This window comes from Nocardia jinanensis (assembly GCF_014645735.1).
Lineage (GTDB): Bacteria > Actinomycetota > Actinomycetes > Mycobacteriales > Mycobacteriaceae > Nocardia > Nocardia jinanensis.
This window is the reverse complement of the sequence record NZ_BMMH01000001.1, coordinates 46,787-72,018: the sequence shown is the minus strand read 5'-3', so window position 1 is coordinate 72,018 and position 25,232 is coordinate 46,787. Positions and strand designations below refer to the sequence as shown.

The following is a 25,232-nucleotide window of genomic DNA, read 5'->3' as shown; positions in this document are numbered from 1 at the left end:
GGACTGCCGTCGCGCCGGCGGCGGGATACTTACCCTGGTGCGACCTCATCCCGGCACGACCTCTGCACTCAGGAGTTCTCCATGACCACGACCACGGGCCCGGCCCTCACTTCCTGGCACGGTGCGCTGTTCGACGGCGCCTTCCGCACGGTTTCGCGGACGCTTCCGGTGATCTCTCCGGCCACCGGAGCGACCATCGACACCGTCGGCGCGGCCGGTCCCGAGGACCTGGACCGGGCGGTGCGTTCCGCGCTCGTCGCGCAACGGGAATGGGCCGCGCGGACCTATGACCAGCGGGTAGCGGTATTGCTACGGGCCGCGCACCTGCTGGGTGCGGACCCGGACCGGCTCGGATCCTGGCTGGTTGCCGAGGCCGGTTCGGGCCGGGGCAAGGCGGCATTCGAAGTCGGACTGGTGACCAGCGAGCTCCAGGAGTCGGCGGCCCTCGCATCGCATCCGTACGGGGAGATCCTGCGTTCGGGCAAACCGCGATTCTCCGTCGCCCGCCGGGTACCGGTGGGCGTGGTGGGCGTGATCTCACCCTTCAACTTCCCGGGCATTCTCTCGATGCGATCGGTGGCCCCGGCTCTGGCCGTAGGGAACGCGGTAATTCTCAAACCGGATCCCCGCACCCCGATTTCGGGCGGGCTGGCGTTGGCCGAACTCCTGCGGGAAGCGGGCCTGCCCGCCGGGTTGCTGCACGTCCTGCCCGGCGGTGGCGAACTCGGGGCGGCGATGGTGGCTCATCCGCGAATTCCGTGCCTCTCGTTCACCGGGTCGACGGCCGCCGGTCGGGAGATCGCCGCCGCGGCCGGCCCGCTGCTGAAGAAGGTGCACCTCGAGCTCGGCGGCAACAACGCGTTGCTGGTGTTACCGGACGCGGATGTCCAGGCGGCCGCCTCGGCCGGTGCGTGGGGGTCGTTCCTGCACCAGGGCCAGATCTGCATGACCACCGGCCGGCATCTGGTGCACACCTCGATCGCCGACGACTACATCGCCGCTCTGGTCCGCAAGGCCGACAACCTCTCGGTCGGGGACCCCACCGACCCCGCCAACGCACTGGGCCCGATCATCGACGTCCGCCAGCGTGATCGCATCCACGGCTTGGTGACCGCCGCCGTCGAGGCGGGCGCGACGGTGTCCGCGGGCGGGCAGTACACGGATCTGTACTACCGTCCGACCGTACTCACCGACCTCACGATCGACAGCCCGGCATGGACCGAGGAGATCTTCGGACCGGTCGCGCCGGTGCTGACCTACGAGACGGTCGACGAAGCCGTCGAGATCATCAACGCCTCCGAATACGGTCTCTCGGTGGGCATCCTCACCGCCGACGCGTTCAGGGCCTTCGAACTCGCCGACCGGATCGACGCCGGGGCCGTGCACGTCAACGATCAGACCGTGGACGACGAGGCGCCGATCCCGTTCGGCGGCCTGAAGGCGTCCGGTGTCGGGGGCCGCTTCGGCGGACCCGGCGCCAACCTCGACACCTTCACCGAAACCCAATGGGTCACCGTCCAGTCGGAGATCCAGCGGTATCCGTTCTGAGGTGCGCGCGGAGTTGGACAAGATCGGAGTCCCGACGTTGCTTTTCCTCACCGACTGGTTCGACTACACCCTCCACGACAACGACGCGGCCGGAGCGCAATTCGCCGGCGCGGCCTGCGGTCTGTGCACCCGGCCCGCCTGGACGGTCCGAACCCGGAATCTCTGAGCATCCGCTCGGCCCGAGTGGAGGTGGCCCGTGGCCTACGGATCCGCCCGGACCCGAGCCGACTACGGACCGGAGCCGGGTCCAGGTCGGGGCGCCCGTGCCACGGTCCGGCGCGCGGAGCGCGCGACGGCCTCGTCGATGAGGTGCCCCCGGGCATCGACGCCCACACCCGAAGGGGCAGCGGCCAGGCGGTGCAGGATGTCCTCGGCGTGGCCGACCTCTGCGGGTGTCGGGGTGAACACATCGCGGACCGGCGCGAGTTGCCTGGGGTGGATACACGCACGCCCCGCGAAGCCCAGCCGGCGCAGGCGACGGGTTTCGGCCTCGAAGGTGGTCGGGTCCGTGAAGTTCACCGAGACCGCCGCGACGGGTGGTTCGATTCCGGCCGCCGCGCTGACCGTCACCACCTGACTACGCGCGAACAGCAACTGTTCGGCGGAGTCGTCGATTTCTATTCCCAGGTCGGCGGCGAGATCCACCTCACCGAGTTGCAGGAAACGGATCCCGGCCGCGCGGGCGATCTCGGGCAGGGCCAGTAGTCCGGCGGCGGTTTCCACGAGTGCCGATATCCGGGCGTGGCCGGCTCCGCAGTCGGCGAGGACGCGACCCGCCTCCTCGACCTCCAGGGCGGATTCCACCTTCGGAAGCCAGATACCGGTGAGTTCCGGGGCGGCCACCGCGCGGATATCGCGCTCGCCCAGTTCCCCGGGGTTCACTCTGACCCACAGTTCGACTCCGGCCGGGTCGCATGCGGCGACCCAACGGGCGACCAGCTCCCGGGCCTCGTCCTTCCGGGCGGCGACCACGGCGTCCTCGAGATCGAGAACGACCGCGTCGGTACCCGATCGGAGTGCTTTGCCGAAACGTGCGGGGGTGTCACCAGGCACGTACAGATAGGTGGTCGCGGTCATCCGATGACTCCGTGGCCCGCCACGAGCGCTTTCGCGATCACGGTGCGCATGATGTCGTTGGTGCCCTCACCGATCGCCATCAGCGGTGCGTCGCGGTAGAGCCGCTCCACGACGAATTCGGTGGAGTATCCGTACCCGCCGTGGATACGCATGGATTCCAGGCTCGCCATGATCGCCGTTTCGGAGGCGAATGTCTTGGCCATACCTGCCTCCATATCGACACGGTTGCCTCCGTCGGCGCGCGATGCCGCCCAGTAGGTCATCAGACGCGCGGCCTGCAGTTGGGTCGCGATATCGGCGATCTTGAGCTGGATGGCCTGGAAACCGGCGATGGGCTGACCGAATGCCTCGCGTTCGCGTGCGTATCCGAGGGCCGCGTCGTAAGCGGCCTGCGCGATCCCGACACTGCGACCGGCGATGTTGAGCCGGCCGATCTCCAACCCGGACAGGGCCTGTTGCAGGCCGCGGCCCTCGACGCCGCCGAGCAGCGCGCTGTCCGGCACCCGTACATCGGTCATGACGATCTCGCACGACTCGGTGCCCTTGTACCCGAGCTTGCCCAGATCACGCTGTACTTCGAAGCCCGCGGTGGTGGTATCGATCAGCAGGATGCTCATGCCCTTGTGCGGAGGAGTCGCGGTGGTATCCGTTTTCACCAGGACCGGAAGGATATTCGCGTGCCGGGCGTTCGTGATCCAGGTCTTCGTCCCGTTCACCACGTAGTGGTCGCCGTCTCGCCGGGCTGTCGTGCGGATGCCCTGGAGGTCGGTACCCGCGCCGGGTTCGGTCAGGCCGACTCCGGTCCGGTAGGTGCCGGCGGCCAGTTTCGGCAGGAGTTCCTGTTTCTGGGCGTCGGTGCCGTGGCGCGCGACCATCCAGCAGGACAGGTTGTGGCTGCCGAGGATTCCGGCGATGCCCATCCATCCGCGCGCGAGTTCCTCGTAGACGAGGGTGAACGACACCTTGTCGAGGTCCGAGCCACCGTATTCCTCGGGAGTGGTGATCCCGAAGAGGCCCATCTTCTTCATGTGCTCGACTATCTCGGTCGGATAGCGGCCCGATCGTTCGTATTCGCTCGCGACGGGCACGATCTCTTTGTCGACGAAGGCCCGCAGGGTCGACCGGAAATCGCGCTGTTGTTCGGTGAAGGTGAAATCCATACTGTTTCCTCAGTTTTCGGCGCCGTGCCGATCACTCGCGATCAGCGACGCGAGATCGTGCACGACGGTCAGATCGGCCTCGGCGGACAGATCCAGGATTCGGTCGGCGAGCTCGTCGGCCCGCATGTGCCCGGCGCAGTTGCCGGTGAACTTCGCCCGGACTTCGGCGTCGGACATGGGCACGGCCGGTGTTCCCTTGCTGCCCGCCACTTCGCCGGTCAGGATGCGCCCGTCACGGAGCGTGAGGGCCGCCCGGCCGGGGGCCGCGGCGGCGGGCAGCGGGTTCGGGGCCGGGATCACCCGGACCGATTTCGCCGTTGCGGCGACAGGGTCGCGCGCTATCGATCCGGCGCTGTAGGTGTCCACGGTGACCGCGCCGTCGTGGAGGAGGGCGGCCACGCTCCACGGCAGATCGAATTTGGCGTCGTAGGTGCTGCGCGGCGGTGCTGTGCCGGTGTGGTCGCCGCAGACGAAGGGGCTGGAGTCGGGGTGGACGTGCACCTCGATATCCACGATCTCGACCGGGTCGACGGCGATGCCCGCGACAGCGGCCGAGACGGCGTCGAGGGTTACGTGCATGAGCTGACAGCTCGGGTACGGCTTGATCCCGATTTGTGTGGCCTCCCAGCGGCCCCCGAGGTCGTCGGTGAGAACGCCGAGGTCGGCGGCCCGCTCCGATAGCGTGGCGTACACGCCGCGGTTGCCCTCGAGTACCGACGGCGGCCCGGCGGCGCCGGCCGCGGCCAGTCGCGCGGCCAGCACGCCGGCGAAGGCCGCGGACCCGGGATGCAGCGATTTGGTGTCCGCGGCGGAGTCCAGGAACTCGAGCAACCCGCCGGCCGACGAACCGGCTATCCCCAGGGCGTCCACGAGGCGGGCGGCGGGCAGGCCCATCAGCCGCCCCGCCGTCACCGCCGCGGCGAGCGGGCCGACGACCCCGGTGGCGTGCAGCCCGCGGGCGTGGAACCCGTGCGGACTGACGGCGCCGAGGCGGCATACCGTCTCCAACCCGAGGGCAGCCGCCACCAGGGTCTGTTCACCCGATGCCGACAGCTCCTGGCCGACCGCGAACGCGGTGGGGAGCACCGTCACCGTCGGGTGGACGAGGCCGCCCGCATGGGTGTCGTCGAAGTCCAACGCGTGCTCCAGCATCGCGGTGCCCATTGCCGCGGCCGGTGCCGACAGTGCCTCGCGGCCGGTCAGCGCGCGTGCCTGCGGGGGCCCGCCGAGACCGTGGGCCACCGTCCATCCCGGGGCGCCGGCCCCGAGTCGCGCGGCCGCGATCGTGACGCCGACGCCGTCGAGTAGATGCCGGCCGACCGCGTGTTTCACCTCGTCGGTGAGGTCGCGCGCTCCGGTTCGGTGTACCCAGTCGGCCAGTACCGCTGCCGCGCTCACGGCGCGACCTGTGCACTGTCCTTGCCGAACGCGCCGCCCGCCGTCAATTCCGCGATTCGTTCGTCGTCGTAACCGAGTGCGCGCAGTACTGCCACGGAATGCTCGCCGCGGGCCGGCGCCCGGCGGTATTCGGGTCGCTGGTCACCGAATCGCACAGGTGAGGCGACCTGGCGCACCGTCCCGAAGCGCGGGTGCTCGGTCTCGACGACCAGACCCCGTGCCAGCGTGTGCTCCTCGGTGAGGGCCTGGCCGATATCGTTGATCGGACCGCTCGGCACACCGGCGGGCCGCAACAGGGACAGCCAGTGCTCGACGGTGGCCCCGGCGAAGATCGCTTCGAGGATGGGCAGTAGTTCGGCGGCGTTGCGGCCGCGGCTTCCGAAATCGGTGAACCGCGGATCCGTCGCGAGTTCGGGCCGATCGATGGCCTCGACGAGTCGTTGCCAGAACTTCTCCTTGGCGCAGCCGACCACGAGCCAGCCGTCGGATGCTTCGAACGCCTGGAAGGGCACCAGCGACGGGTGCGCGGAATTGCGGGTGCGGACAGGTTCGAAGCCGCCGTTGAGATGCCAGGTCGCGGGGTAGGTGAGCAGCCCCATCGCGGTGTCGTACAGGGACAGATCGCAATCACCGCCCACCCCGTCGCGCCGGGCGGCGTGCAGCCCGGCCAGGATGCTGATGGCCGCGACGAATCCGCCGGAATAATCCACCAGGGACAGGCCTGATTTGGTGGGTGGGCCGTCGGGATCGCCGGTGACGCTCATCCATCCGGCCAGGCCCTGCAAGATGTAGTCGTAACCGGGTTCTTTCGCTCGCGGTCCGGTCATTCCGAATCCGGTCAGGCTGCAGCAGACGATCGCCGGGTTGAGGTGCTTCAGCTGTTCGTAGGTGATGCCGATCTTCCGCGGTACGTCGCCACGCAGGTTGGAGTACACGACATCGGATTCACGGACCAGATCCTCGAATACCCGGCGGCCGGCGTCGGTCGTCAGATCCAGCGAGATACTGCGTTTGTTGCGGTTGAACGTTTCGAAGAACAGCGAGTCTTCGCCGGCCGCGAAGGGCGGGACGTACCGGCCGACATCGCCGCCGACTCCGGGGTCCTCCACCTTGAGCACATCGGCTCCGAGGTCCGCGAGATGCAGACTCCCGAACGGTCCCGCGCCGTATTGTTCGAGCGACAGGATGCGGACATCTTCCAGCGGCCTCATGCCGATGCTCCGTTCGTGGCGCCGGCGGGCGCGGTGCCGGGTAGCTCGAGCGGTCCGCTCTTGGCGGCGGGGAAATAGTTCTGCCCGATCCCGCTCTCCCGGGTCGCGACCATGACCGACCGCTTCCAGGAGATCACCTCGTCACCGTCCTGGTTCAGGCCGCGGGTGATCATCGAGACGATGCCGGCATAGGGCCGCGATTCCGAGCGGCGCAGGCCCGTGCAGATGCTTTCCGCGTAGATGGTGTCGCCGACGTAGACCGGGTGACGCATCTTGATATCGGTGAACGCGAGGTTCGAGATCGCGTTCTGGCTCATGTCCAGGACCGAGATACCCAGTACCACCGCCACGGTGAGGCCCGAGTTGACGATGACCTGTCCGCTGGTGATCGGATTCTGTTGTGCCAGATGGACATTGAAATGGTTCTGGTTCGTGTTCATCGACAGCAGGGTCACCCAGGTGTTGTCGGCTTCGGAGAGGGTCCGTCCGAGCGGATGCTGGTACACATCGCCTACGGCGTAGTCCTCGAAGAATCTTCCCAGGATCGCGGGGTGGGTTGCCACGGTTTGCCTCCTCGGGCCTCGGTCGGGCAGTCACGACGACTGTAAACATCAGATGTTTAGGTAGTCAATACCCTGAAATTTGCAAGTGGAGGCTTTCATGCCCAAGGAGATGCCGTGCAGTGGGTCTAAAACATCTGATGTATAGCGTCAGCTGGACCGGAGGCGGTCCATCGTCCGGTACGAGTCCCGCAGGTGGTCGAGATGCCGGCGCATGAGATCCATCGCGGCCATCGAGTCGCCCTGGGCGACCACGGACAGGATCGCCCGGTGGTCGTCGTCCACGCATTCCCAGAATCCGGTCGGAGTGTGGTCGCGGCCGAACCTTCCGGACAGCACCCGGAAAACCGGGGCTGTGATCAACTCCAGCAGGGGATTGCTCGCCGCGCGGAGCAGGATGAGGTGGAACTCCTGATTCGCCGCGTACGTCGCCGGGCCCTGGGTGCCGTCGGGTTCGAACATGACCGCCTCGAGCTGTTCGAGATGTTCGGCCGTCCGCCGGAAAGCCGCCATCCCGGCCGCCGGCACTTCCATCAGGTTGCGCACCTCCATCAGCTGGTCGACGCTCACCGTCTCCGCCGCCGCCATGAGCGCGACACCGGTCTCCAGGTGCGCGCTGATATGGCCGATGCTCGGCGCAGTGACGAAACTTCCCCCGGTCACGCCCCGGGTGGTGTGGATCAGATTCTGTGACGCGAGCGAACGGAGCGCCTCGCGGATGGTGCTGCGCCCGACGCCGAACTCGTCGCTGAGTTCCGGCTCGGTGGGCAGGCGCGTGCCGGGCGGGAGCTCACCGGACAGAATCCGTGACCGGATGGTCTCCACCAGCACTTCGTAGGCCAGTTGTGGCCGTGCAGCCGGTTCTCGATGAATCGTGCGGTCGACCACCAACTGGCCCCTCCTCTGCCGGCCCGCGCGTCACGCCTGTGCGCGGGTCTGATCGCTAAAACATCTGCTGTATTGGGGCAATATACCGCTCATATCACCCCGGTTACTCGAAAAAGGGGGGCCTTGACGACCAAAGCATCATATGTTTACAGTCACCAACTGTAATCCAAGTCTCATCCACCGGATCCTGCGAGCGGCCACATCCAGATGCCGCCCCTCCCACCGCGACGGTGGCCTCGTTTCCACCGATCCGCACGATATGTCGAGGGATCATGCTCACATCATTGTCGTCCGCGCCTCGGCGGACCCACCCCGGCGGCCGGTTCGCCGGTCTGGCCGCGTTGCTCGTCGTACTGTCGGGATGCTCCGGCGGTCCGGGACCCGACGCCGACCCCGCCGCGCCGGTCACCATCGACGTCACCGTTTCGGCGGCGGCGGAGATCTACAGCATCCCCTGGTTGGTCGCCCAGAAGCAGGGGCATTTCGAGAAGTACGGCGTCATCGTCGAGAACATCGTGCCGGGCAAGGGCGGTAGCGCCACCATGCGGACGCTGCTCGACGGCGATATCCCCATCGGGGAGGTCAGCTACCCGTCGATCGTGCAGGCCGATCCCACCGGGGCCGAACTGCGCGTGGTCGGCGGGGGCACCCAGGGCCCGTACCCGATGAACTTCTACGCACTCGCCTCGAATACGCGAATCAACGCGATCCAGGATGTGCGCCGGTGGGCCTACACGCGTCCCAATTCGGCGACGGACGCGCTTTCACGGCTGATCCCGAAGCTGGCCGGAATACCGGCGGGCCGGATCGAGCGGATCTCGTCCGGCGGTATCGGCGAGGGGCTGGCCCTGCTGGAGGCCGGTTCGGTCGACGTGGCGATGCTGCCGTCCATCGTGGCCGAACAGCGCCCGCAGGATTTCAAGCTCATCGCCAGCAGTCCCGAGTATCTCGACCGCTTCCTGCAATCCACCATCACCACGACCAAGGACTACGCCGCCACCAACCCCGGCGTGGTGCGCGCCATCACCGCGGGCTACACCGACGCGGTGGCATCGATCGACGCCGATCCGCTCGCGGCGGCCCGGCTGTACGCCGAATACTCGGGATTCGATGTCGACGCCGCGCTGAAAGTGGTCGAGCGGGCAGCGGCGGCGCGCACCTGGGGTGGTGGTTTCGATCCCGTGTCCGTGGCCTCGGCCCAGGAGGGTGTCGAACTGTCGGGCAGCGACCGCGACCCCGATCTGTGCACCCTGTTCGATCCACAGTTTCTGCCGGCCGAGGTGGATCATTCGCTCCCCGGCGGATGCTCCGATACGTCCTCGTCGTGATGTACCGACTTCGACCGCGAAGGGTCTGTTCATGAATGCTCCCACCACGCCCGGACCGATCGTCGACGCGCGCGGAGTCAGCCGCCGGTTCGGCGCGGTCACCGCCCTGGACGGCGTCGATCTGCGCATCGACCGAGGCGAGTTCGTCTCCATCGTCGGCCCGAGTGGCTGCGGCAAATCCACCATGCTCGAGATCGTCGCCGGCCTACAGGATCACGACGCCGGTACCGTCTCGGTGGATGGCCGGCCGTTGAGCGGCCCGCGCGAACGTACCGCGGTGATCTTCCAGGAATCCGCCACGCTGCCGTGGCGGACGGTCCGGGACAATGTCGCTTTCGCGCTGGAGGTCCGGGGTGTCGCCAAGCGTGAGCGCCGGGCCCGCGCCGACGAACTGCTCGCCACGGTCGGACTGGCCGGCTTCGGCGATCATTTCCCCGGGCAGCTGTCCGGCGGGATGCGCCAGCGCGTCGCGATCGCGCGGTGCCTGTCGATGCGACCCGATCTGATCCTGGCCGACGAGCCTTTCGGCGCCCTCGACGAACAGACCCGCCTGGTCATGTCCTACGAACTGCTCGAGATCGTGGAGAAACTGACCTGCGGCGTCCTGTTCATCACCCACAGCATCCAGGAGTCGATCCTGCTCTCCGACCGGGTTCTGGTGATGAGCGCCCGGCCGGGCAGGTTCATCGACGAGATCGATATCGAGCTCGACCGGCCGCGTTCGGAAGACGTGCTCACCTCGCCGGCGGCGATATCGCTGCACGAGCGGATCTGGGGCTCGCTGCGCGACGAGGCGAAGAAGACGATGAGTGTGACCCGATGAGCGATCGTTCCATCGTTCCCGGCTATCTACGGCCGGCGCCCGCCCGGGTGCTGGGACTGCCGAACGCCGGTTGGACCGTCGTCGTCCTCATCGCGCTGCTGGCGCTGGTCGAGCTCTATGCGCGCTCGTCGTTCGCGTCGCCGCTGGATATCGTGCCGGTTTCGGATATGGCCGTCGAGACCGCCCGCCTGCTCGGCGACCGGGAGTTCCTGATCGATTCGCTGGCGCGCACACTCGGGATCATCGTCATCAGCTTCGCGGTGAGTTCCGTGCTCGGCATCGCCGCCGCCTATCTGCTGTGGCGGTTCGACCTGTGTAAACGTGCCTTCCGCCCGTATCTCAATGTGTACTACGCGGTGCCGACCTTCGCGCTGTACCCCATCATGGTGGTGCTGTTCGGCAGCGGAATCACTCCGATCGCGCTGCTGTCCACCGTCTTCGCCTTCGGAATCGTCACCGTGAACGCGCAGACCGGGTTCGAGGCCACCACGCCGATCATCGGAAAACTGGGCCGAGTCCTGCGTATGACGCGGTGGCAGTTCTTCCGGTCGATACTGCTGCCCTACGCCCTGCCCAACATCATCACGGGATTGAAGCTCGGGCTCTCCTACGCCGTCATCTCGGTGCTCGCGAGCGAATTCATTCTCTCGACCGACGGCCTGGGCCATTACATTTCGATCGCCTACGACAGCTTCGATATCGCGGAGATGTATGCCGGCATTCTCGTGGTGACCGCGCTCGCGCTGCTGGCCACACTGCTCATCTCCGCAGTGCTCAACCGATTCGATTGGAGGCGCCGGCGATGACGTCCCCAGCGTCGCAACAGCTGTCGACCCGCCCGATATCACTGCGCGAAGCAGCACCCCGGATCAGCACTTCCCGGCGGTTCGCGCCGGCTCTGCTCGTCGCCGCCGGTGCGGTCGTGGTCTGGTGGGCAGCCGCTGCCGTGCTCGACAGCCAGATCTTTCCCACGCCCTCCGAATCCATGCGGTCGCTGTTCGCCGATCTGGCCACGGAATCGTTTCGAGCCAATGTGCTCGATTCGCTGCGTCTGCTGATAGCGGCATTCGTCGCCAGCGTGCTGACCGGCGCGATCCTCGGACTCGCGCTCGGTATGAGCGCCTTCTGGTCGCGCGCGGTACTGCCTATCATCTACGCGATCAACAGTATTCCGAAGATCGTGCTGTACCCGTTGTTCCTGTCGTTCCTCGGAATCGGGCAGCTCAGCCGAGGTGGCTTCGCCTTCTACGCGGCCTTCGTGCCGATGTTCATCATGGCCGTCGAGAGCGCCGCGTCGGTCGACCCGCTGCATCTGAAGATGGCGGCGTCACTGCGGATGAGCCGGATGGCGCTCATCCAGCGGATCATCGTGCCGTCAACCCTTCCGGCGCTCGCGACCGGTATGCGTACGACCTTCGGTCTCGCGTTCCTGGGGCTGCTCCTCGCGGAGATGTTCTCCTCGGCGAGCGGCATCGGCTACGAGATGGTGCGCAATGTGAGTCTCATCCGTATGGAGAACATCATGGGGACGGTGGTGCTGATCGTGGTGATCGCCCTGCCACCGACGATCGCCCTGCAGGCCCTCGAGAACCGCATCGCCGCGCGCTTCAAGGGACCGGCCCGCTGACAGGTGGTCAAGGCTGGTTTCCACACGCACGGTCAAGAGCCACCTCGCTTTCGGCCACGGCGCCCACTACTGCCTGGGCACACCACTGGCGCGGCTGGAAGCGACGGTAGCGCTGCCGGCCGTTTTCCAGGGGTTCCCGATATGGAACTCGCTGCCGCGCCGGATGAGCTCGGTGCGGTGGCCCGTTTCATCTCCAACGCCCACCGTCATCTGCCGGTGTACGTCAACGGGGACAGCCGGCTGGACTCATCAGAGAATCCGGGCGTCGTCCGGGCGAAGGAGTAGAACCCGGCCGGCCCGGATTTCGAGCCCAGCTGTGTCAGGTAGTCCCTCGATTCTTCGTGTCCGGATCGATCTTGTCGGCGCGCTCGAACTCCTGGTCGAGCTCGTCGCGGGAGGCGGCCGCATCACTGCGATGTGTGGCTGCCCGCTGTTGCAGACCGGCCGCCTGGGCTTTTTTGGCTTCGGCTTCGGCCGCCGCCGCGCGAGCCCTGGCCGCAGTCTCGTCGGCGAGCGCTTCGCGCTGTCCGACCCGGTGCGCTTCGTCGGCCGCTTCGCCGCGGATCGTTTCCGCTTCGATACGGCGTTGTTCCTTCCGTTTGGTCGTAGCCATCCAGATCAGCGCAGCGATGATCAGGACTGCGACAACCGCGACAACAACGATTATGACGATCGTGCTGGTCGCCATTTCGGCTCCTCACCTCGAGTGTGATTGCTCGACGACATCGTTCGACGGCCCCAAACATCAGCCGGCGGCGGGGCACGGTCGCTCCGCACGACTGCCCTACCCGCGTCAGTAGTAGTGGCGTCGCCCGCCGACCGCGCGGCCCATCGACCCCAAGAGGAGCAGCACCAGCCCGATTACGAGGAGGATGATCCCGATGGTCCACAGAATCTGGAGATTGAACAGCAGTCCGACGACGAGCAGGATGATCCCGAGAATGATCATGAGGGAACCTGATTTCGGTATGGGAGTTCGCGGCCCGAGCGGTCTCGACCACCTCTGCGGACCGTATCGTCTGCGCGGTTCTGCGGGTGAGCCCACAGCGTCGCGGTCTCGACGGGCCGAGAGGCCGGATCGGATGGCCACAAGGCGAGTCGATCGGTAGCCCAGCACTCGAAGAGTTCTGTGCCGAGGTCGTGACGCTGCGGGCTCAGCAGTGCTGATTCGTGCGGGGAGCGGTCGAGCTCACGACGTGCGATTCTGGCGGACTCGGTGATAGGGGCGCCGAGCACCATGACATTGCCGGTATAGGTATCAGGGCTGTTCTCATTACTCACTGGACCCACCGCCATCTGCAATGACTCGACATTGCAGATTTCCAGTACACGCCTGGCTACCGGCAAAGTCAACGGCGCTCGGCCGGGCCCCTCCGGTACTGACTCATCAGGACCGATGCCGGCCCGAACGAGCTTCGGCACGCTCGGCGAACTGCTCGCGAATAGAGCCGTCGACGTCCTCGGTTGGGTGCCGTCGGCGTGCGTTCGCGACGCCTCATCGCGGGCGATAGTCGGCGACCAGCCATTCATCGCCGGCACGCTGTACGTCCACGGTAACCAGGGTGGCTGCGCCGACCGGTTCCGCGTGCCGAGCGTTACGGGTCTGCTGGGTCGCGAAGACGGTGACGATGTAGTTGTCACCGTCGACCGCGTCGACCGCGGTGCCCACGATATCGCCTTGTGCGATGACCTCGGCTTCGGTCATGACCTCCGTGAGCGTGGCGCGGACGGTGTCGTAGCGATGGGACAATCCGGCGGTGGTTCCGTGCTGAACACCGGCAAAGTAGGTGTCGAGGCTGCGGAAGTCGTAGGTCAGCGAACGTTTCGCGTAGTCGGCCGCGACAGCGGCCACCCGGTCGCGATCGGTGATGCGGCTACGCAGGGCATCGAGCTCACTCTCAGCGGAATACCAGCGCCAGCCGAGAAGTGCCGACAACGTGACGAGCGCAAGCGCGGCGAGCCCCCACGCTCCCACTGTGGTCCACGAAGCGGACGCGCGCTGCTCGTCGAGCTCGCGTTGTCCACCCGGTCCGGAGCGCCCATCGCGCTTCGGTTCACCGGATTCCCACTGTTCGCCGGCTACCGCTGTGGAGTCGGCGGTGTGATGACCGGGGACGGTTTCCGATGCGTCGCGCACTGCGGGTTCTCGCTTACTACGGGAGAGTGACGGTGATGCGGGCGGATCCGCCGGCAAGGCGGATCGTGGCGGGGGATTCGATCCGCCATAGGGAACTTCATCGGCACAGCGCCCGATATCGCGTCCCGGCGAGTTCCGAGGCGGCCAACGGCCAGGTCGAACAGGTGGAAGCGGATACGGAGGTTCCGGCGGGGTAGTTCGCCTTCGATCCATTGATCAGTTCCGGCATCAGCGCCAGGACTTCCACGAGCTGGTCGGGATGGGCCGTGAGCGTGCGCAACAGCTCGTGCGGCGATGGGTAGGTGCCGTCGAAGAGAGATTCCGGGTCGGCGTGAGTCCCGCCCTCGGGTTCGGGCCCCGATTCCTCCGCGAACAGCGAGTTCACCAGTTCGACGGCGCGGTCGAACATCCCGATGAGTCCGGCGATCCGCTCGATCAGCTCTCCGACGTGTTCGGCCAGGCCGACGATTTCGGCGGCGACCGTCCACAGATTGTGGATCAGCACCACGATCGCCGCGTGCTCATTCGTCGCATACTCCAGCAGATCGTCCAGATCCTCCAGCACCGCTCCGATAGCCGCGCTGTCGCCCTGTAGGGCACAGACCAGGTTCTCCGCCAATCGGCCCAGCTGCTCGATGTCGAGCGCGGTGAACAGCGGTTCGAATCCGCTGAACAGTCGCGACACGTCGAAACTCGGCACAGTCCGATCGCGCGGGATCGTTGCTCCCGCGGCGAGCGGGACCCCTCCCGGCCCGGACTCGAACAGTTCCAGGTAACGCTGCCCGAGCAAGCTCTGATAGCGGACCGCGGCGTGGGTGGTGTCCAGGATCGGCCGGTCGTCACCGAGGGTGAAACCCACCCGGGCCGTGGTGTCATCGGTGACGGCGATCGCGGTGACGGTTCCGATCCTGGCACCCGCTATTCGAACATCGCTTCCGGCAGTGAGGCCGGAGGCATCGGTGAAGACCGCCGTGTACTCGGCATCGATATCGGCGTCGGTGGCCGGTCCGCGCACAGTGGTCACGACAAGGCTCAGACAGACGACAACGAGGACACCGAAGACCGACAAGCCGATCGCAGGGCCACGCACCGATGACATCGGACTCCTTTCATTCCGGGTGCGCCGGCCCACCATGCGAGGTGCGGCATGATACGGCGACGCTTCGAGCTGCGACAGCACCGTCGGTCGAAGACCGGGAACGTCGAGACGAGACGGTTCATCGGTTCCGGCAGCCGGTGACAGGCAAGGGCGACCGAACCGTACGGCAGGCCCGGTGGGAGACACAGGTCCAGAATCATGGCGAGTATTTCTCGGCGAAGCGAGCCCGGTTGCCGCCTGGGAGTGCGTATTTCGAGGTTCGCGGCTCGGACGGAGCCCGATAGGCGCGTCGTCGATTCCGCCGGTGGATTTCTGTGGTCGAGGTGTGTGCCCCTCCCGATGTGGACCCGGACCGCGCTGACCGCGGATCGGTTACTCGGTGACTCGAGCGTCCGGGGCTTCCAGTGTGCGCAGCAGCGTTCGTAAGAGGTCTTCCAGGGCGGCCTGTCCGGATTCGGGGAGTGCGGAGAGTAGTCGCGTGACGTTGGCGGTGTGCGCGGTCATCGCCTCGTCCACCGTGGTGTAGCCCTTTTCGGTCAACCGGACGTGGAAACTGCGCCGGTCGTCGGGGTCGAGTGTGCGTTCGACCAGGCCGGAGGACACCAGTCGATCGATCCGGTTGGTCATCCCCGCTCTCGTGAGCAACAGCGCCGCCGAGAGCTGTGAGGGGATGAGGGTGTAGGGCTCGCCGGTCCGGCGCAAGGTCGCCAGAACATCGAATTCGCCTGGCTGAAGCCCGAATTCGGCGAATACTCGCTCCTGTGCCGGGCGGAGGAGGAGAGCCGCACGGCCGAGGCGGCCGACGATACCGATCGCGGTCAGCTCGAGGTCCGGGCGTTCACGCGCCCAAGCGGCAACGACAGCGTCGGTGGAGTCGGGTTCGGGGGTGTTCTCACTCATGACGCCATCCTATTCGACCCTTGATAGTTTGACATCTAACTATCAAGTGTGTGATTATCTTCGCAGTGGGCCGGACGGCCCCGCCTCCGAGGAGGACACCGCAATGCGCAGAATCATCGCTTCGACCCATCCCACGCTCATCGAGTTCTGAGGAGGACGCCATGAACGACGAAGTCACCCGATACATCGACAAGTTGCCACCGTGGCAGATCGAGGTGTGCCGCAAGTTGCGCGCCATGATCCACCAGACGATCCCCACCGCCGATGAGCAGATCCAGTACGGCAAACCGCACTTCTCGAAGAACGGTCGGCATGCCGCGGTGATCCACGTGGCGAAGAACAAGGTGTCGTTCATGGTGTTCAATGCCGCCGAGGTCGACGCGGTCGAAGGAGTGCTCAGGCCGATGGGCAACGGTGAACGCAAGACCGCCGATATCGTCGAGGGTCGAGATGTCGACTACGACCTGCTCGCCGAGTTCCTGGCAAAGGCGAGCAGCGGCCTCTGAACGGGCCGCCGCCACGTCGAGCAGGAGGGTTCCTTCGGCGCGAGAAGAAAAGCGACTGTGCACAATTCACAACTGCCGTCCCGAAGTGTAGCCTCGCGGACCATTTTCACGGGGGGACCGGATCGGTAGCGTAGCGCCCCAGAGTTGAGTGCTCCGGTGACGCCGAAACCGATCACTCTCCGGAGTGTTTCGTAATCCGATCGTCTCTGCCGAGGAGGGCGCCGTGGGCCTCACCACCGGGGATGCTCCGCCGAGCGGCCCGGTCGGACTCGCGCGGAAACCACTGCGGGATCGGATCCGGTGCTCGCCCGAGATCGCGCACGAACCGCTCGGCTTCCGGGCAGAGTATTCGTGGGGGAATACGCTGCCGTCGCCGACGATGAGGCACCTCGGGCCCGGCCGGTACATACTGGGCGAGGCCGAGTTCACACGGCGGACCGGCCGCGGTTTCGGCGCTGAGGTATCTGTGGCCCATGCCTCGACCGCCGACCAGGAAGATCGTTCACGAATGACGTCTTCGGACACACCGGTATCACCGCGCCGACCGGCACGGGCGCCGGGTAGGACCGACGGCGAGGTCGCGGCTGTCATATCCGAGATCGCGCGTGTGTTGAAGTCTCGCGAATACGAGATCAGCGTGGGAATGAGCGCCCTGATGGCGCGTGAAATAGACCATCTCGACGATGATCCGCGACTGGTGGACATGCTCAATGCCAGCGTGGCCGGCAATGTGGCCGCGGTGATCGACATATTGATCAACGATATTCCGGTCGAGCGCCTGCAACCCGCCGCGGCGGCTGTCGAGTACGCACTCCGGTTGGCCCAGCGCGACGTGCCCTCCCATTCATTGGTCCGTGCGTACCATATGGGACAGAACGAAATGCTCCGGATCTGCTACATCGAACTCGACCGCGGCGCATTGCCCGCATCGCTTGCCCTGGCGGTCGTCGAACGGCTGACGGAGATCATTTACAGCTATATCGACTGGATCACGGGCTACGTCTTCGAAGCCTACGAGGCCGAGCACAGGCGGTGGCTGGATACGCCCGGTAGCGTGCGGTCGTCCACCGTGCACTATGTGCTCTCGGCCGGCGATCCCGACACCTCCGCCTTCGAACAAGAGGCGGGGTACTCGTTGGACCGGGAACATCTGGCGCTCATCCTGTGGCGCGAGGGCCATGACCAGACGAGCGCCCTGGACCTGCTGGAAACCCGGGTACGCGCGGTCGGTCCATTGTTGCGCACCGGCGGTCCGGCAATTGTGACGGCCATCGACCGCCGGACAGTGTGGGCGTGGTTGCCGTTCGGCCGGCGGGTTTCGGTGGCCGACGCCACCGAACTGCGTTCGAATATCGATCTCTCCGACGGGGTCCGGCTGACCGTCGGATTGCCGGGATACGGCCTGCCGGGGTTCCGGCGGTCGCATCTGCAGGCCAGGGCCGCCTATTTCGTCGCGACCGTGCCCGGAGCGCCGGATCTGTCGTCCACCGTGGGTTTCGCTGATCCAGGGGTGGCGGTCACCTCCCTGCTGGCGACCGACCTGGACGCCACCCGAGCCTGGGTCCAGGAGGTCCTCGGCGATCTCGCCGAGGACACCGCGCAGGCAGCGACGCTCCGTCGAACGCTGGGTACTTTCTACGCCACCGGCGAGAACCATGTGCAAACCGCTCAGACGCTCACCCTGCATCGCAACACAGTCAAGTACCGCATCGACAAGGCCATCGAGGTGGCCCGTACCAGCGCGGTACCGCACGACAGACTCGATGTGGGGCTGGCTCTGCAGGCATGTCTCCTCCTGGGTGGCAGTGTGCTGCGCCGGGCCTCGGAAACTTCTGCCCGACCTTCGGGGTGATGCCGGATCCACTGGGACGCTGCTCGTGGTTCGGGTCTCTCCGCCCACTGGTCGAGTCCAGTCAGGGGCATCCGCACCCGTAGGCCGGCCGGCGCGAATGGCTGCCGTCGATAATGTTGGTGCACAGCGATCCCGCGCGAGTATTTCGTGCTGTTTCGCGGGCGAACCGAATTCGGCCGCGATCGTGCCGAATGGTCGCGGCAAAGCCGATCCAAAGCCGCAGGACCGAACTACGGATTATCTCACCATGGGGCATGTGGTCGCGGATATGGCCGATCGGGCCATTCGCTCTCCGAATTGATCGGGTGACAGCCGGATGCACGGATCGAGAGTCTGCGATATACGCGACATCGTCCGATCATTCCCATCAATGGGAGAGAGCTACCTGGACGTGCCGGTACCGTTCGAATTGCATCGAGGGGACCGAAAACGACTGTGGGAGAAGGTATCTCAGCGTGGCAAACCATTCGGAAGAACAGTTGGACAAGTACCGTAAATTCCGGGTCGAGCACTTCCCGCAGACCGGTTTGGCCGAATACATCCCCACCGACGGTGTCGAAGTCAAGTTTCTCGACGGATGTAATAGGTCATGCATCTTCTGCGTCAACGAGGACTACATCGGAAAGCGGTTGAATCCGCTGGATGCCGGCCTGTTCGCGCAGTCGTTGTTCGACTGGATCGACTCGCCCACCGAGTTGGAGAAGCCCGAGGCGGTCTACGGGACCGGCGGGGAACCGCTCATGGCATTGGATCTGGTCGAGGAGCTCTTCCGACCGCTGGGCGAACGCGGAGTCACCACCAGGCTGGTGACCAATGGCACGCTGTTGAACCAGAAGCGGATCGCCCGGCTGGTGGATATGAAACTCGCCGGGGTGAAGGTCACCTACAACACCGCTGACGCCGCGCGGCTGGCGGCATTGATGAAGGGCTCGAAATCAGATGACGCGGAGTTGATTCTGCGGAACATTCGGTTGGCCAAGGAGGCCGGACTGTGGGTCTTCATCCGAATCGGACTGGGAAAGCACAACTTCGACGAGGCGCCGAAGATCTATCGCATCATGCGCGAGATCGGGGTCGACGTCGTGCAGATCAAGCCGTGGATTCCGTCCGGGCTGGCGGCGACCAATCAGACCGAGTTGAGTCTGAGCCCGGCTCCACTGTTCGACCGCTTCACCGGAATCATGGAGGAGCTGTACGAGGAGATCCAGGAACCCGGGGGGCCCGAGGTGACGGTCTCCTGTTATCCGCCCGCACGGAATCTGGGCTTCACGGTCAAGGACTGCGCCAATGTAGCCAAGATCTACTGCGAGCCCTGTGGTCATGCGCTGGTGTGCAATTTCTCCGATGAATACCTCGGCAGCTGGTTTCCCGCGGACGGCGGTCTGCTCGCCTGTGTCGAACGCCGTCGGGAGCTGTACCCGGAGATCATGGACGAGCACGGTGTCGCGTCGTGCCCGGCGCGGCTGAACTGGTCGTCCCCGACCGGTGTCGTGAATCCCGCGCCCGAATGGAAACCGGCGAACTTGTTGCCGCTCGATATCGTCGGCACCGACTGATCACAGTGCCGGAGAAGATCCTGCTGCTCTCACGGAAGCCGCTCACCGAGCGTCCCCTGCACGAGTGGCTCGAAGAGGTCGTGGCCGATACGGTTCTGGTCACCGTGCCCGCAGCGTCGGTGAAGGTCCGCGCGGATGTGCGGGCTCGGTTCCTCGACTACCGGACGGTGTCGAATTACCAGTCGTGGTCCACCGAATGGGCGGCCGAGTGCGCGGCGCGTGAACATCGAGTCGGTCTCGTCGCCAGTTCGAGCGAGGACGATGTGCTCCGCTGCGCCCGATTGCGCGATAGGCTCCGAGTGCCCGGTCAGTCGCTGGAATCCGCGCGCGCCTACCGCGACAAGCTGATCATGAAGTCCGCGGTGCGCACCGCTGGGCTCGGCGTGCCCCGGCTGCGGGCCGTCGATCGGCCCACCGATCTCATCGAGTTCATCCAGGCAGTGGACCTGCCGGTCGTCGTCAAGCCGAGGCGCGGTTCCGCGTCCATCGGGGTCCGTATCCTGCGTACCGGCGCGGATGTCACAGCGTTCTTTGCCTCGGGAGAACTGCCTGCGACGCCACAACGGTCGGGCCGGTGGATCGCCGAGGAATATATCGATGCCCCGTTCTTTCACGTGGACGGGCTGATCGTCGACGGAGAGGTCGCGCACTGCTGGCCCAGCCAGTACAACAGCGGAAATGCGGAGGCGGCACAGGCGGAGATGGAGCTGTCCAGCGTGTTGCTCTCACCGGAGGACCCGCGGACAGCTCTGCTGCAACGTTTTTCTGCCGACGTCCACCGCGCCTTGCCCGCGCCGCCGTTTCCCACGAGCTTTCACCTGGAGGCGTGGATCCCGGCGGCCGGCAGGCCCGTGCTCTGCGAAGTCGCTACGCGGACCGGCGGCGCCCTCGTCGCCGGGACCTATCAGGATGCTTTCGGCGTGCATCTGTCCCGCGAGAACCTGCGTGGACAATGTGGACTGGACCTTGCGCTGGTGGGGCAACCCGCCGCACCCCGCCGCGCCGGCGGCTGGATAGTATTCCCGCCCGGGCGTGGCCGATTCGATCCGCCGCCGGGAACCTGCCCTGTCGAGGGGACAGAGGTCGAATTGCGGATGGCGCCGGGCACTCTCGCGGACGGACCCGAATACGCCGCACATCCGGCTGCGACCGTGTCGGTCCATGCGGACACGGCCGAGCAGGTACAGGACCGGATCACCGAGACCACCCGATGGTGGGCCGAGGAATGCCGATGGACGAGTTGACGCGCGACCTCCCACGGCATGGCCGGACACGGGTGGCCGTCCTTTCGAAGAAACCATTGGCCACCTACCGCTACGACCGTTGGCTGGCCGACTACGGCACGGAGGCGGTGCTGTTCGCGGAGGACACCCCCGCCGCTCGTGCCTTTGTGACAGGGACACCGCACGGCTACTCGACCCCACCCCGGCTCTTTCCGGATTGGAAGCGAAACCGTGCCATCGATGAAGCGCTCTCCAGCGAGCATGCGCGGCGGCCGTTCGATCGGATAGTGGCGTTGAGCGAGTGTGATGTGGTCCGGGCCGCCGAACTGCGCGCGCACCTGAACATTCCCGGCCAGGGTCCGGCGTCGGCCACGGCGTTCCGGAACAAATCGGTGATGAAGGCGCTGGCCGGCCGGGCCGGACTGCGGGTTCCGGACCACCGGCTCGTCGAGTCGATTTCCGACCTGATGGACTTTGCCGACAGCCACCCCGGCGGTGTGGTGGTGAAGCCGGTGGATGGATCGGGCGCGGTGGATATCACCGTGCTGCACAACCGGTCCGAGATCGAATCCTGGATGCGTACCCGAGCGCTGCCGTGTGACGACTCCGCTGATTACCTCGTGGAGGAATGGGTGGAGGCGCCGATGCTCTCGGTCGACGGGTTGATGCGGGCCGGGAGTATTCAGGCCGTGATGGTCGGCACCTATACCAGAACCTGCCTGCGTTCACTGGTGGACCTGCAGCCGCACGGCATTCTGCTGCTCGACCCCGATGACCCGCGCGTCGCGGCGGCCCGCGGATATCTCACCCGGCTGCTACGCGCGCTGCCGGCCGCTGCGGAGACGATGAGTTTCCACTGCGAACTCTTCGACCACCCTCGATACGGCCCGATGCTCTGCGAAATCGCCTGCCGTACCGGCGGTGGCAACCTGAACTCGATCGCCCGGGCGTCCCTCGGCATCGACCTGGAGCAGGCTTCTTGTCTCGGTCAGGCCGGTTACGCCGTGCCGGTGACGCGCGCGGTCCCGGATCCCGGTCGGTGCTACGGCGACATAGTGGTTCCCCGATCTCCCCGACTGCTCCCCGCCGGACTGGAATGCGATCTCCCGGGCGTCGTTCACTTCACCGCACGCGACGACGGCCGGCGGCGTGATCAGCCGCAGCGGGCCGCGAAAGTGTCAGACTATGTGGCCGACGCACTGCTCGTAGGGGATGACCATGCCGGAGTACGGCGGGTCCACGACTCTGTTATCGAGTGGCTGGACGAGCACCTGTCACCTGAGCCCTGGAAGGAATGCTGACTCACGTGGACCTTCGCCTGGCCGGACGGGCCTATTACGTGACCGGCGGTAGCCGCGGTATCGGCCGTGCGATCGCGGAGCTGCTGCTCGCCGAGGGCGCTTCGGTCGCCACCTGCGCCAGGGGCGCCGCCGGGCTGGGTGAACTGCGTGCCGCACTGTCATCGGAGCACCGCGATCGGTTGCTGACGCAAACCGTCGACGTCGCGGATGCGGCGGCGCTCGGCCGGGCCGTCGGCACGGCTGCCGATCGTTTCGGGCGCCTCGACGGCGTTGTGGCCAATGCGGGCGCCGGCGTCTCCGGCGGCGTGCTGACGACCCCGGATACAGAGTGGCAGGACCAGTTCCGAGTGAAGGTGATGTCGGTGCTCAACCTGGTCACCCCCGCGGTACTCGCCCTACAACGTTCGGATGCCGGGCGGGTGGTGGTCGTCAACGGTGTCACGGCACATGCGCCCGAGGCGAGTATGGCCGCTGTCAGCGCGGCGCGCGCGGCCGTGGCCAATCTGACCCGGTCACTTGCCGTGGAGCTGGCACCGTCCGGGGTACTCGTCAACGCGATCAGCCTCGGTGCGATCGTGACCGATCGGCAGAGAGCCCGCTACGATGCCTCCGGAGCCGCTGAACCGTTCGCGGACTGGTGTGTATCCGAGGCAACCCGGCGCGGCGTGCTGATCGGTCGGCTCGGCACACCGCGAGAGGTGGCACCCGTTGCCGCACTGTTGCTTTCGCCGCTCTGTTCGTATGTGACCGGGAGTTCCGTGGATGTATCGGGTGGCTCCGGTGGCCGTACCTGACTGGGAGATCGTCATCGCACGGCACGGTGCCACCGACTGGTCGCGCGCGGGACGTTTCAGCGGTCACCGGGACATCCCGCTGTCGGCAGCGGGGCGGGCCCAAGCAGCCGAACTCGGCCGGGCGCTGCGGCATCCGCAGCCGGAGATCATCCTCAGCAGCGACCTGGGCCGGGCACGACAGACCGCTGAGGCCATCGCCACGGCCGCGGAGATCGATCGCCGGCAGATCATGACCAGTACCGCTCTGCGGGAAGAGTTCCTCGGGTCGTGGGAAGGGCTTACGCGGGCTCAGGTAGCCGCCGCCAGTCCTGATGGATTCGCCCGCTGGGCATCCGGCGATATCGGCTCGTTCGACGGCAGGGAGGGACTGGTCGCGGTAGCGCGACGGGCTGTGCCTGTCCTGGTAGCGCACACCACAGGATTACCCCGGTCCAGCGGGCGGCTGGTGATCGTCACCCACGCCAACACGATATTGGCGCTGGCCGGGTCGTTTGCGGGTATGCGGCACGAGCGGTGGGCGGACCTGCCGTGTCCGGCCCCGGGCCAGGCCATGGTGCTGGGTTGAGCCGGGCGCCGGGATGAGTGCCGCAGTGCACCTGCCGGAAGGCCCCGCCCGAACGCTGACGTGGGCGATTCTGATCACCGCGGTCGGCAACGGGCTCTACCTCGCCGGAGTCGTGCTCTTCCTGACGCGGGCGGTGGGACTGACCGGCACCAGCGTGGGAATCGGGCTGTCCATCGCCGGTCTGCTCGGACTCGGTGCGGGCCCCGCGGTCGGGCACCTCGCGGACCGTATCGGCCCGCGGACGATCTACCTGGTCACGCTCACCGCAGAAGCGCTGGCCACCGCCGCCCTCGCTCTGGTTCACGATTTCGGCGCATTCGTCGTCGTGGCGACCGTGGTCAGCATCGCAGAGCAGGGCAGCAGGGCAGTGCGCGGCGCCCTTATCGCCCAGGTCGGCGGTCGCGGCCGGGCTCATTTGCGGGGCTACCTGCGGGCGGTCACCAATATCGGGGTGGCGGTGGGCGCCGCCGGCGCCGGACTGGCCATCCAACACGACACGTACACAGCCTATTTGGCGCTGATCCTCGCCGACGCGGTCAGTTTCCTGCTCGCCGCGCTGGTGATCGCCCGTATTCCGCCATGCCCGCCGGTGCGGGGAGTCGATGACGGTCGCGGTATCCGCCGCGGCCGATTGGATATTCCCTACCTGGGTGTCACCGGGGTGTACGGCCTGCTGTCGCTGCAATATCCGGTGCTCGCGGTGGTGCTGCCGCTATGGATCGTCACGCACACCACGGCCCCCGCCTGGCTGGTCTCGCCGTTGCTGCTGACGAACACGCTGCTGGTTGTCTGTCTCCAGATACGAGCAGGCCACCGCGTCGAATCTATCGCCGACGGAGTCACGATCACCCGCCATGCCGCCGTCCTGCTGGCAGGTGGCTGCGTCCTGTTCTGCGCGAGCGCCGCAGGGCCGCCGATCGTCGCATGCCTACTGCTCGTTGTGGCGGTGATCGTGCACACGCTGGGTGAAATCGGTCAGGCCGCAGGTGAATTCGAATTGAGCTTCAACCTGGCACCGGACCATGCGCAGGGTCGCTACCAGGGGATATTCGGAATGGGAACTGGTATCTGCGTTGCGGCGGCCCCAGCGTTGCTCAGCGTGCTCTGCATCGACTGGGGACAGCCGGGGTGGATCCTGCTCGGCGGTGTTCTCCTGGGCGCGGGGTTGGCCGTCGGGCCGGCGGCGCGCTGGGCGCAGCGCACTTCCGCGCATTTGGTGGATGCGTGAGAACTCGCGCTCCGGGGCGGCTTGCGCGGCCCGATATTTTCCGTCGGACCGTTTCGATTGTGCACTCCTCACAAAGCTCTGCCCGAATTATGGCCCCACAGGCCGTTCCTCGCCCTGGGTCCAGAGGCTAGCATTGTCCACCAGATTCAATTGAAGTGATCATCCAACCAATACCGGTAAGGTTGTCTCCCGCGGACTCGTCGCCATCGGCCGAGATATAGAGTTCATCGATAATTCACCCCCGCTGTCGTCAGCTATATATCCGCCGCCGCAATACTCCCATGAGATGCCGATCCGTCGGATCGTCGACGCAGTTTCCCGGCTTCCGATTCGGGGTGTGCCGTGGTTCCGCCGCGCTCCTGCCGAGCTGTTGTCGGTTTCATCCAGGAGTCCAGCTGCGCCATTTCGACCAGAATCAGGTGCCCGGCATCTCCGGCGGCGGGAGAGAGTT

At 66.3% G+C, this 25,232-nt stretch carries 26 protein-coding genes and 1 pseudogene; 16 read left to right on the top strand and 11 right to left on the bottom strand.

The window, feature by feature from the left end; all coding sequences use genetic code 11:
• Window positions 1-81 precede the first annotated feature (81 nt).
• Both IEY68_RS00335 and IEY68_RS00330 read left to right on the top strand, forming a co-directional pair.
• Complete coding sequence (locus IEY68_RS00335; RefSeq protein ID WP_058857081.1) at window positions 82-1,548, top strand: aldehyde dehydrogenase family protein; 1,467 nt, start codon at window positions 82-84, stop codon at window positions 1,546-1,548.
• A gap of 1 nt (window position 1,549) precedes the next feature.
• Window positions 1,550-1,714, top strand: a complete 165-nt coding sequence (locus IEY68_RS00330) for a hypothetical protein (protein ID WP_156426430.1) — start codon at window positions 1,550-1,552, stop codon at window positions 1,712-1,714.
• A gap of 62 nt (window positions 1,715-1,776) precedes the next feature.
• On the opposite strand, the gene IEY68_RS00325 is transcribed toward IEY68_RS00330, so the two are convergent.
• From IEY68_RS00325 to IEY68_RS00300, 6 genes are all read right to left on the bottom strand, one after another.
• Window positions 1,777-2,625: an HpcH/HpaI aldolase/citrate lyase family protein gene (locus tag IEY68_RS00325; protein ID WP_058857080.1), complete on the bottom strand. Its 849-nt coding sequence runs from the start codon at window positions 2,623-2,625 to the stop codon at window positions 1,777-1,779.
• On the bottom strand, window positions 2,622-3,785 hold the full coding sequence (locus tag IEY68_RS00320) for an acyl-CoA dehydrogenase family protein (RefSeq protein ID WP_058857079.1): 1,164 nt from the start codon (window positions 3,783-3,785) through the stop codon (window positions 2,622-2,624). Before IEY68_RS00320 ends, IEY68_RS00325 begins: the two co-directional genes overlap by 4 nt.
• A gap of 9 nt (window positions 3,786-3,794) precedes the next feature.
• Window positions 3,795-5,183 (bottom strand): MmgE/PrpD family protein, encoded by a 1,389-nt coding sequence (locus IEY68_RS00315; RefSeq protein ID WP_058857078.1) that lies wholly within the window; start codon window positions 5,181-5,183, stop codon window positions 3,795-3,797.
• Window positions 5,180-6,394, bottom strand: a complete 1,215-nt coding sequence (locus IEY68_RS00310) for a CaiB/BaiF CoA transferase family protein (protein ID WP_058857077.1) — start codon at window positions 6,392-6,394, stop codon at window positions 5,180-5,182. Before IEY68_RS00310 ends, IEY68_RS00315 begins: the two co-directional genes overlap by 4 nt.
• Window positions 6,391-6,957, bottom strand: a complete 567-nt coding sequence (locus tag IEY68_RS00305; protein ID WP_058857076.1) for a MaoC family dehydratase — start codon at window positions 6,955-6,957, stop codon at window positions 6,391-6,393. Before IEY68_RS00305 ends, IEY68_RS00310 begins: the two co-directional genes overlap by 4 nt.
• 147 nt (window positions 6,958-7,104) lie before the next feature.
• Window positions 7,105-7,842: a FadR/GntR family transcriptional regulator gene (locus tag IEY68_RS00300; protein ID WP_373292941.1), complete on the bottom strand. Its 738-nt coding sequence runs from the start codon at window positions 7,840-7,842 to the stop codon at window positions 7,105-7,107.
• Between the two features lie 272 nt (window positions 7,843-8,114).
• On the opposite strand from IEY68_RS00300, the gene IEY68_RS00295 reads away from it, so the two are divergent.
• The 6 genes and pseudogenes from IEY68_RS00295 to IEY68_RS00270 all read left to right on the top strand — a co-directional run bounded on the left by IEY68_RS00295 (window position 8,115) and on the right by IEY68_RS00270 (window position 11,905).
• Complete coding sequence (locus IEY68_RS00295; RefSeq protein WP_082681682.1) at window positions 8,115-9,170, top strand: ABC transporter substrate-binding protein; 1,056 nt, start codon at window positions 8,115-8,117, stop codon at window positions 9,168-9,170.
• A 31-nt stretch (window positions 9,171-9,201) separates the two neighbouring features.
• On the top strand, window positions 9,202-9,993 hold the full coding sequence (locus tag IEY68_RS00290) for an ABC transporter ATP-binding protein (RefSeq protein WP_058857074.1): 792 nt from the start codon (window positions 9,202-9,204) through the stop codon (window positions 9,991-9,993).
• Window positions 9,990-10,799, top strand: a complete 810-nt coding sequence (locus IEY68_RS00285) for an ABC transporter permease (RefSeq protein WP_058857073.1) — start codon at window positions 9,990-9,992, stop codon at window positions 10,797-10,799. Before IEY68_RS00290 ends, IEY68_RS00285 begins: the two co-directional genes overlap by 4 nt.
• On the top strand, window positions 10,796-11,620 hold the full coding sequence (locus tag IEY68_RS00280; protein ID WP_058857072.1) for an ABC transporter permease: 825 nt from the start codon (window positions 10,796-10,798) through the stop codon (window positions 11,618-11,620). The genes IEY68_RS00285 and IEY68_RS00280 overlap by 4 nt, the downstream gene beginning before the upstream one ends.
• Before the next feature lie 13 nt (window positions 11,621-11,633).
• Window positions 11,634-11,696: pseudogene (locus IEY68_RS36890) on the top strand (hypothetical protein); the annotation flags it as partial.
• A 65-nt stretch (window positions 11,697-11,761) separates the two neighbouring features.
• On the top strand, window positions 11,762-11,905 hold the full coding sequence (locus tag IEY68_RS00270) for a hypothetical protein (protein WP_156426429.1): 144 nt from the start codon (window positions 11,762-11,764) through the stop codon (window positions 11,903-11,905).
• Window positions 11,906-11,939: 34 nt separating this feature from the next.
• On the opposite strand, the gene IEY68_RS00265 is transcribed toward IEY68_RS00270, so the two are convergent.
• The 5 genes from IEY68_RS00265 to IEY68_RS00245 all read right to left on the bottom strand — a co-directional run bounded on the left by IEY68_RS00265 (window position 11,940) and on the right by IEY68_RS00245 (window position 15,756).
• Entirely contained in the window at window positions 11,940-12,308 is a 369-nt protein-coding gene (locus tag IEY68_RS00265) for a hypothetical protein (RefSeq protein WP_058857071.1), read from the bottom strand.
• Between the two features lie 105 nt (window positions 12,309-12,413).
• Complete coding sequence (locus tag IEY68_RS00260; protein ID WP_189093959.1) at window positions 12,414-12,569, bottom strand: DUF6131 family protein; 156 nt, start codon at window positions 12,567-12,569, stop codon at window positions 12,414-12,416.
• A gap of 546 nt (window positions 12,570-13,115) precedes the next feature.
• Window positions 13,116-13,757: a hypothetical protein gene (locus IEY68_RS00255; RefSeq protein WP_058857070.1), complete on the bottom strand. Its 642-nt coding sequence runs from the start codon at window positions 13,755-13,757 to the stop codon at window positions 13,116-13,118.
• A gap of 97 nt (window positions 13,758-13,854) precedes the next feature.
• A complete protein-coding gene (locus tag IEY68_RS00250; protein ID WP_189093958.1) occupies window positions 13,855-14,856 on the bottom strand; it encodes an MlaD family protein in 1,002 nt (333 codons plus the stop codon).
• A gap of 372 nt (window positions 14,857-15,228) precedes the next feature.
• The gene (locus tag IEY68_RS00245; RefSeq protein WP_058857068.1) at window positions 15,229-15,756 is read right to left on the bottom strand and encodes a MarR family winged helix-turn-helix transcriptional regulator; all 528 of its coding nucleotides are present in this window, start codon (window positions 15,754-15,756) and stop codon (window positions 15,229-15,231) included.
• A gap of 161 nt (window positions 15,757-15,917) precedes the next feature.
• Here IEY68_RS00245 and IEY68_RS00240 point away from each other — a divergent pair, with 161 nt between their 5' ends.
• The 8 genes from IEY68_RS00240 (at window position 15,918) to IEY68_RS00205 (ending at window position 24,781) form a co-directional block, all read left to right on the top strand.
• Window positions 15,918-16,262: a DUF1801 domain-containing protein gene (locus tag IEY68_RS00240; RefSeq protein WP_058857067.1), complete on the top strand. Its 345-nt coding sequence runs from the start codon at window positions 15,918-15,920 to the stop codon at window positions 16,260-16,262.
• A gap of 508 nt (window positions 16,263-16,770) precedes the next feature.
• On the top strand, window positions 16,771-18,114 hold the full coding sequence (locus IEY68_RS00235) for a PucR family transcriptional regulator (protein WP_058857104.1): 1,344 nt from the start codon (window positions 16,771-16,773) through the stop codon (window positions 18,112-18,114).
• A 455-nt stretch (window positions 18,115-18,569) separates the two neighbouring features.
• Window positions 18,570-19,670: a radical SAM protein gene (locus IEY68_RS00230; RefSeq protein ID WP_058857066.1), complete on the top strand. Its 1,101-nt coding sequence runs from the start codon at window positions 18,570-18,572 to the stop codon at window positions 19,668-19,670.
• Between the two features lie 5 nt (window positions 19,671-19,675).
• On the top strand, window positions 19,676-20,914 hold the full coding sequence (locus tag IEY68_RS00225; protein ID WP_058857065.1) for an ATP-grasp domain-containing protein: 1,239 nt from the start codon (window positions 19,676-19,678) through the stop codon (window positions 20,912-20,914).
• On the top strand, window positions 20,902-22,194 hold the full coding sequence (locus IEY68_RS00220; protein ID WP_156426428.1) for an ATP-grasp domain-containing protein: 1,293 nt from the start codon (window positions 20,902-20,904) through the stop codon (window positions 22,192-22,194). Before IEY68_RS00225 ends, IEY68_RS00220 begins: the two co-directional genes overlap by 13 nt.
• 5 nt (window positions 22,195-22,199) lie before the next feature.
• Window positions 22,200-22,988, top strand: a complete 789-nt coding sequence (locus tag IEY68_RS00215; protein ID WP_063916163.1) for an SDR family oxidoreductase — start codon at window positions 22,200-22,202, stop codon at window positions 22,986-22,988.
• Window positions 22,975-23,553, top strand: a complete 579-nt coding sequence (locus IEY68_RS00210; protein WP_189093957.1) for a histidine phosphatase family protein — start codon at window positions 22,975-22,977, stop codon at window positions 23,551-23,553. Before IEY68_RS00215 ends, IEY68_RS00210 begins: the two co-directional genes overlap by 14 nt.
• Before the next feature lie 13 nt (window positions 23,554-23,566).
• Window positions 23,567-24,781 (top strand): MFS transporter, encoded by a 1,215-nt coding sequence (locus IEY68_RS00205; RefSeq protein ID WP_058857061.1) that lies wholly within the window; start codon window positions 23,567-23,569, stop codon window positions 24,779-24,781.
• Window positions 24,782-25,232 lie beyond the last annotated feature (451 nt).

Coding starts and splice junctions, on each gene's coding strand:
- IEY68_RS00320 (WP_058857079.1), bottom strand. CDS start 3,785: ATGGATTTCACCTTCACCGAACAACAGCGCGATTTCCGGTCGACCCTG.
- IEY68_RS00220 (WP_156426428.1), top strand. CDS start 20,902: ATGGACGAGTTGACGCGCGACCTCCCACGGCATGGCCGGACACGGGTG.
- IEY68_RS00245 (WP_058857068.1), bottom strand. CDS start 15,756: ATGAGTGAGAACACCCCCGAACCCGACTCCACCGACGCTGTCGTTGCC.
- IEY68_RS00280 (WP_058857072.1), top strand. CDS start 10,796: ATGACGTCCCCAGCGTCGCAACAGCTGTCGACCCGCCCGATATCACTG.
- IEY68_RS00265 (WP_058857071.1), bottom strand. CDS start 12,308: ATGGCGACCAGCACGATCGTCATAATCGTTGTTGTCGCGGTTGTCGCA.
- IEY68_RS00290 (WP_058857074.1), top strand. CDS start 9,202: ATGAATGCTCCCACCACGCCCGGACCGATCGTCGACGCGCGCGGAGTC.
- IEY68_RS00310 (WP_058857077.1), bottom strand. CDS start 6,394: ATGAGGCCGCTGGAAGATGTCCGCATCCTGTCGCTCGAACAATACGGC.
- IEY68_RS00285 (WP_058857073.1), top strand. CDS start 9,990: ATGAGCGATCGTTCCATCGTTCCCGGCTATCTACGGCCGGCGCCCGCC.
- IEY68_RS00235 (WP_058857104.1), top strand. CDS start 16,771: ATGACGTCTTCGGACACACCGGTATCACCGCGCCGACCGGCACGGGCG.
- IEY68_RS00240 (WP_058857067.1), top strand. CDS start 15,918: ATGAACGACGAAGTCACCCGATACATCGACAAGTTGCCACCGTGGCAG.
- IEY68_RS00250 (WP_189093958.1), bottom strand. CDS start 14,856: ATGTCATCGGTGCGTGGCCCTGCGATCGGCTTGTCGGTCTTCGGTGTC.
- IEY68_RS00325 (WP_058857080.1), bottom strand. CDS start 2,625: ATGACCGCGACCACCTATCTGTACGTGCCTGGTGACACCCCCGCACGT.
- IEY68_RS00335 (WP_058857081.1), top strand. CDS start 82: ATGACCACGACCACGGGCCCGGCCCTCACTTCCTGGCACGGTGCGCTG.
- IEY68_RS00205 (WP_058857061.1), top strand. CDS start 23,567: ATGAGTGCCGCAGTGCACCTGCCGGAAGGCCCCGCCCGAACGCTGACG.
- IEY68_RS00260 (WP_189093959.1), bottom strand. CDS start 12,569: ATGATCATTCTCGGGATCATCCTGCTCGTCGTCGGACTGCTGTTCAAT.
- IEY68_RS00270 (WP_156426429.1), top strand. CDS start 11,762: ATGGAACTCGCTGCCGCGCCGGATGAGCTCGGTGCGGTGGCCCGTTTC.
- IEY68_RS00295 (WP_082681682.1), top strand. CDS start 8,115: ATGCTCACATCATTGTCGTCCGCGCCTCGGCGGACCCACCCCGGCGGC.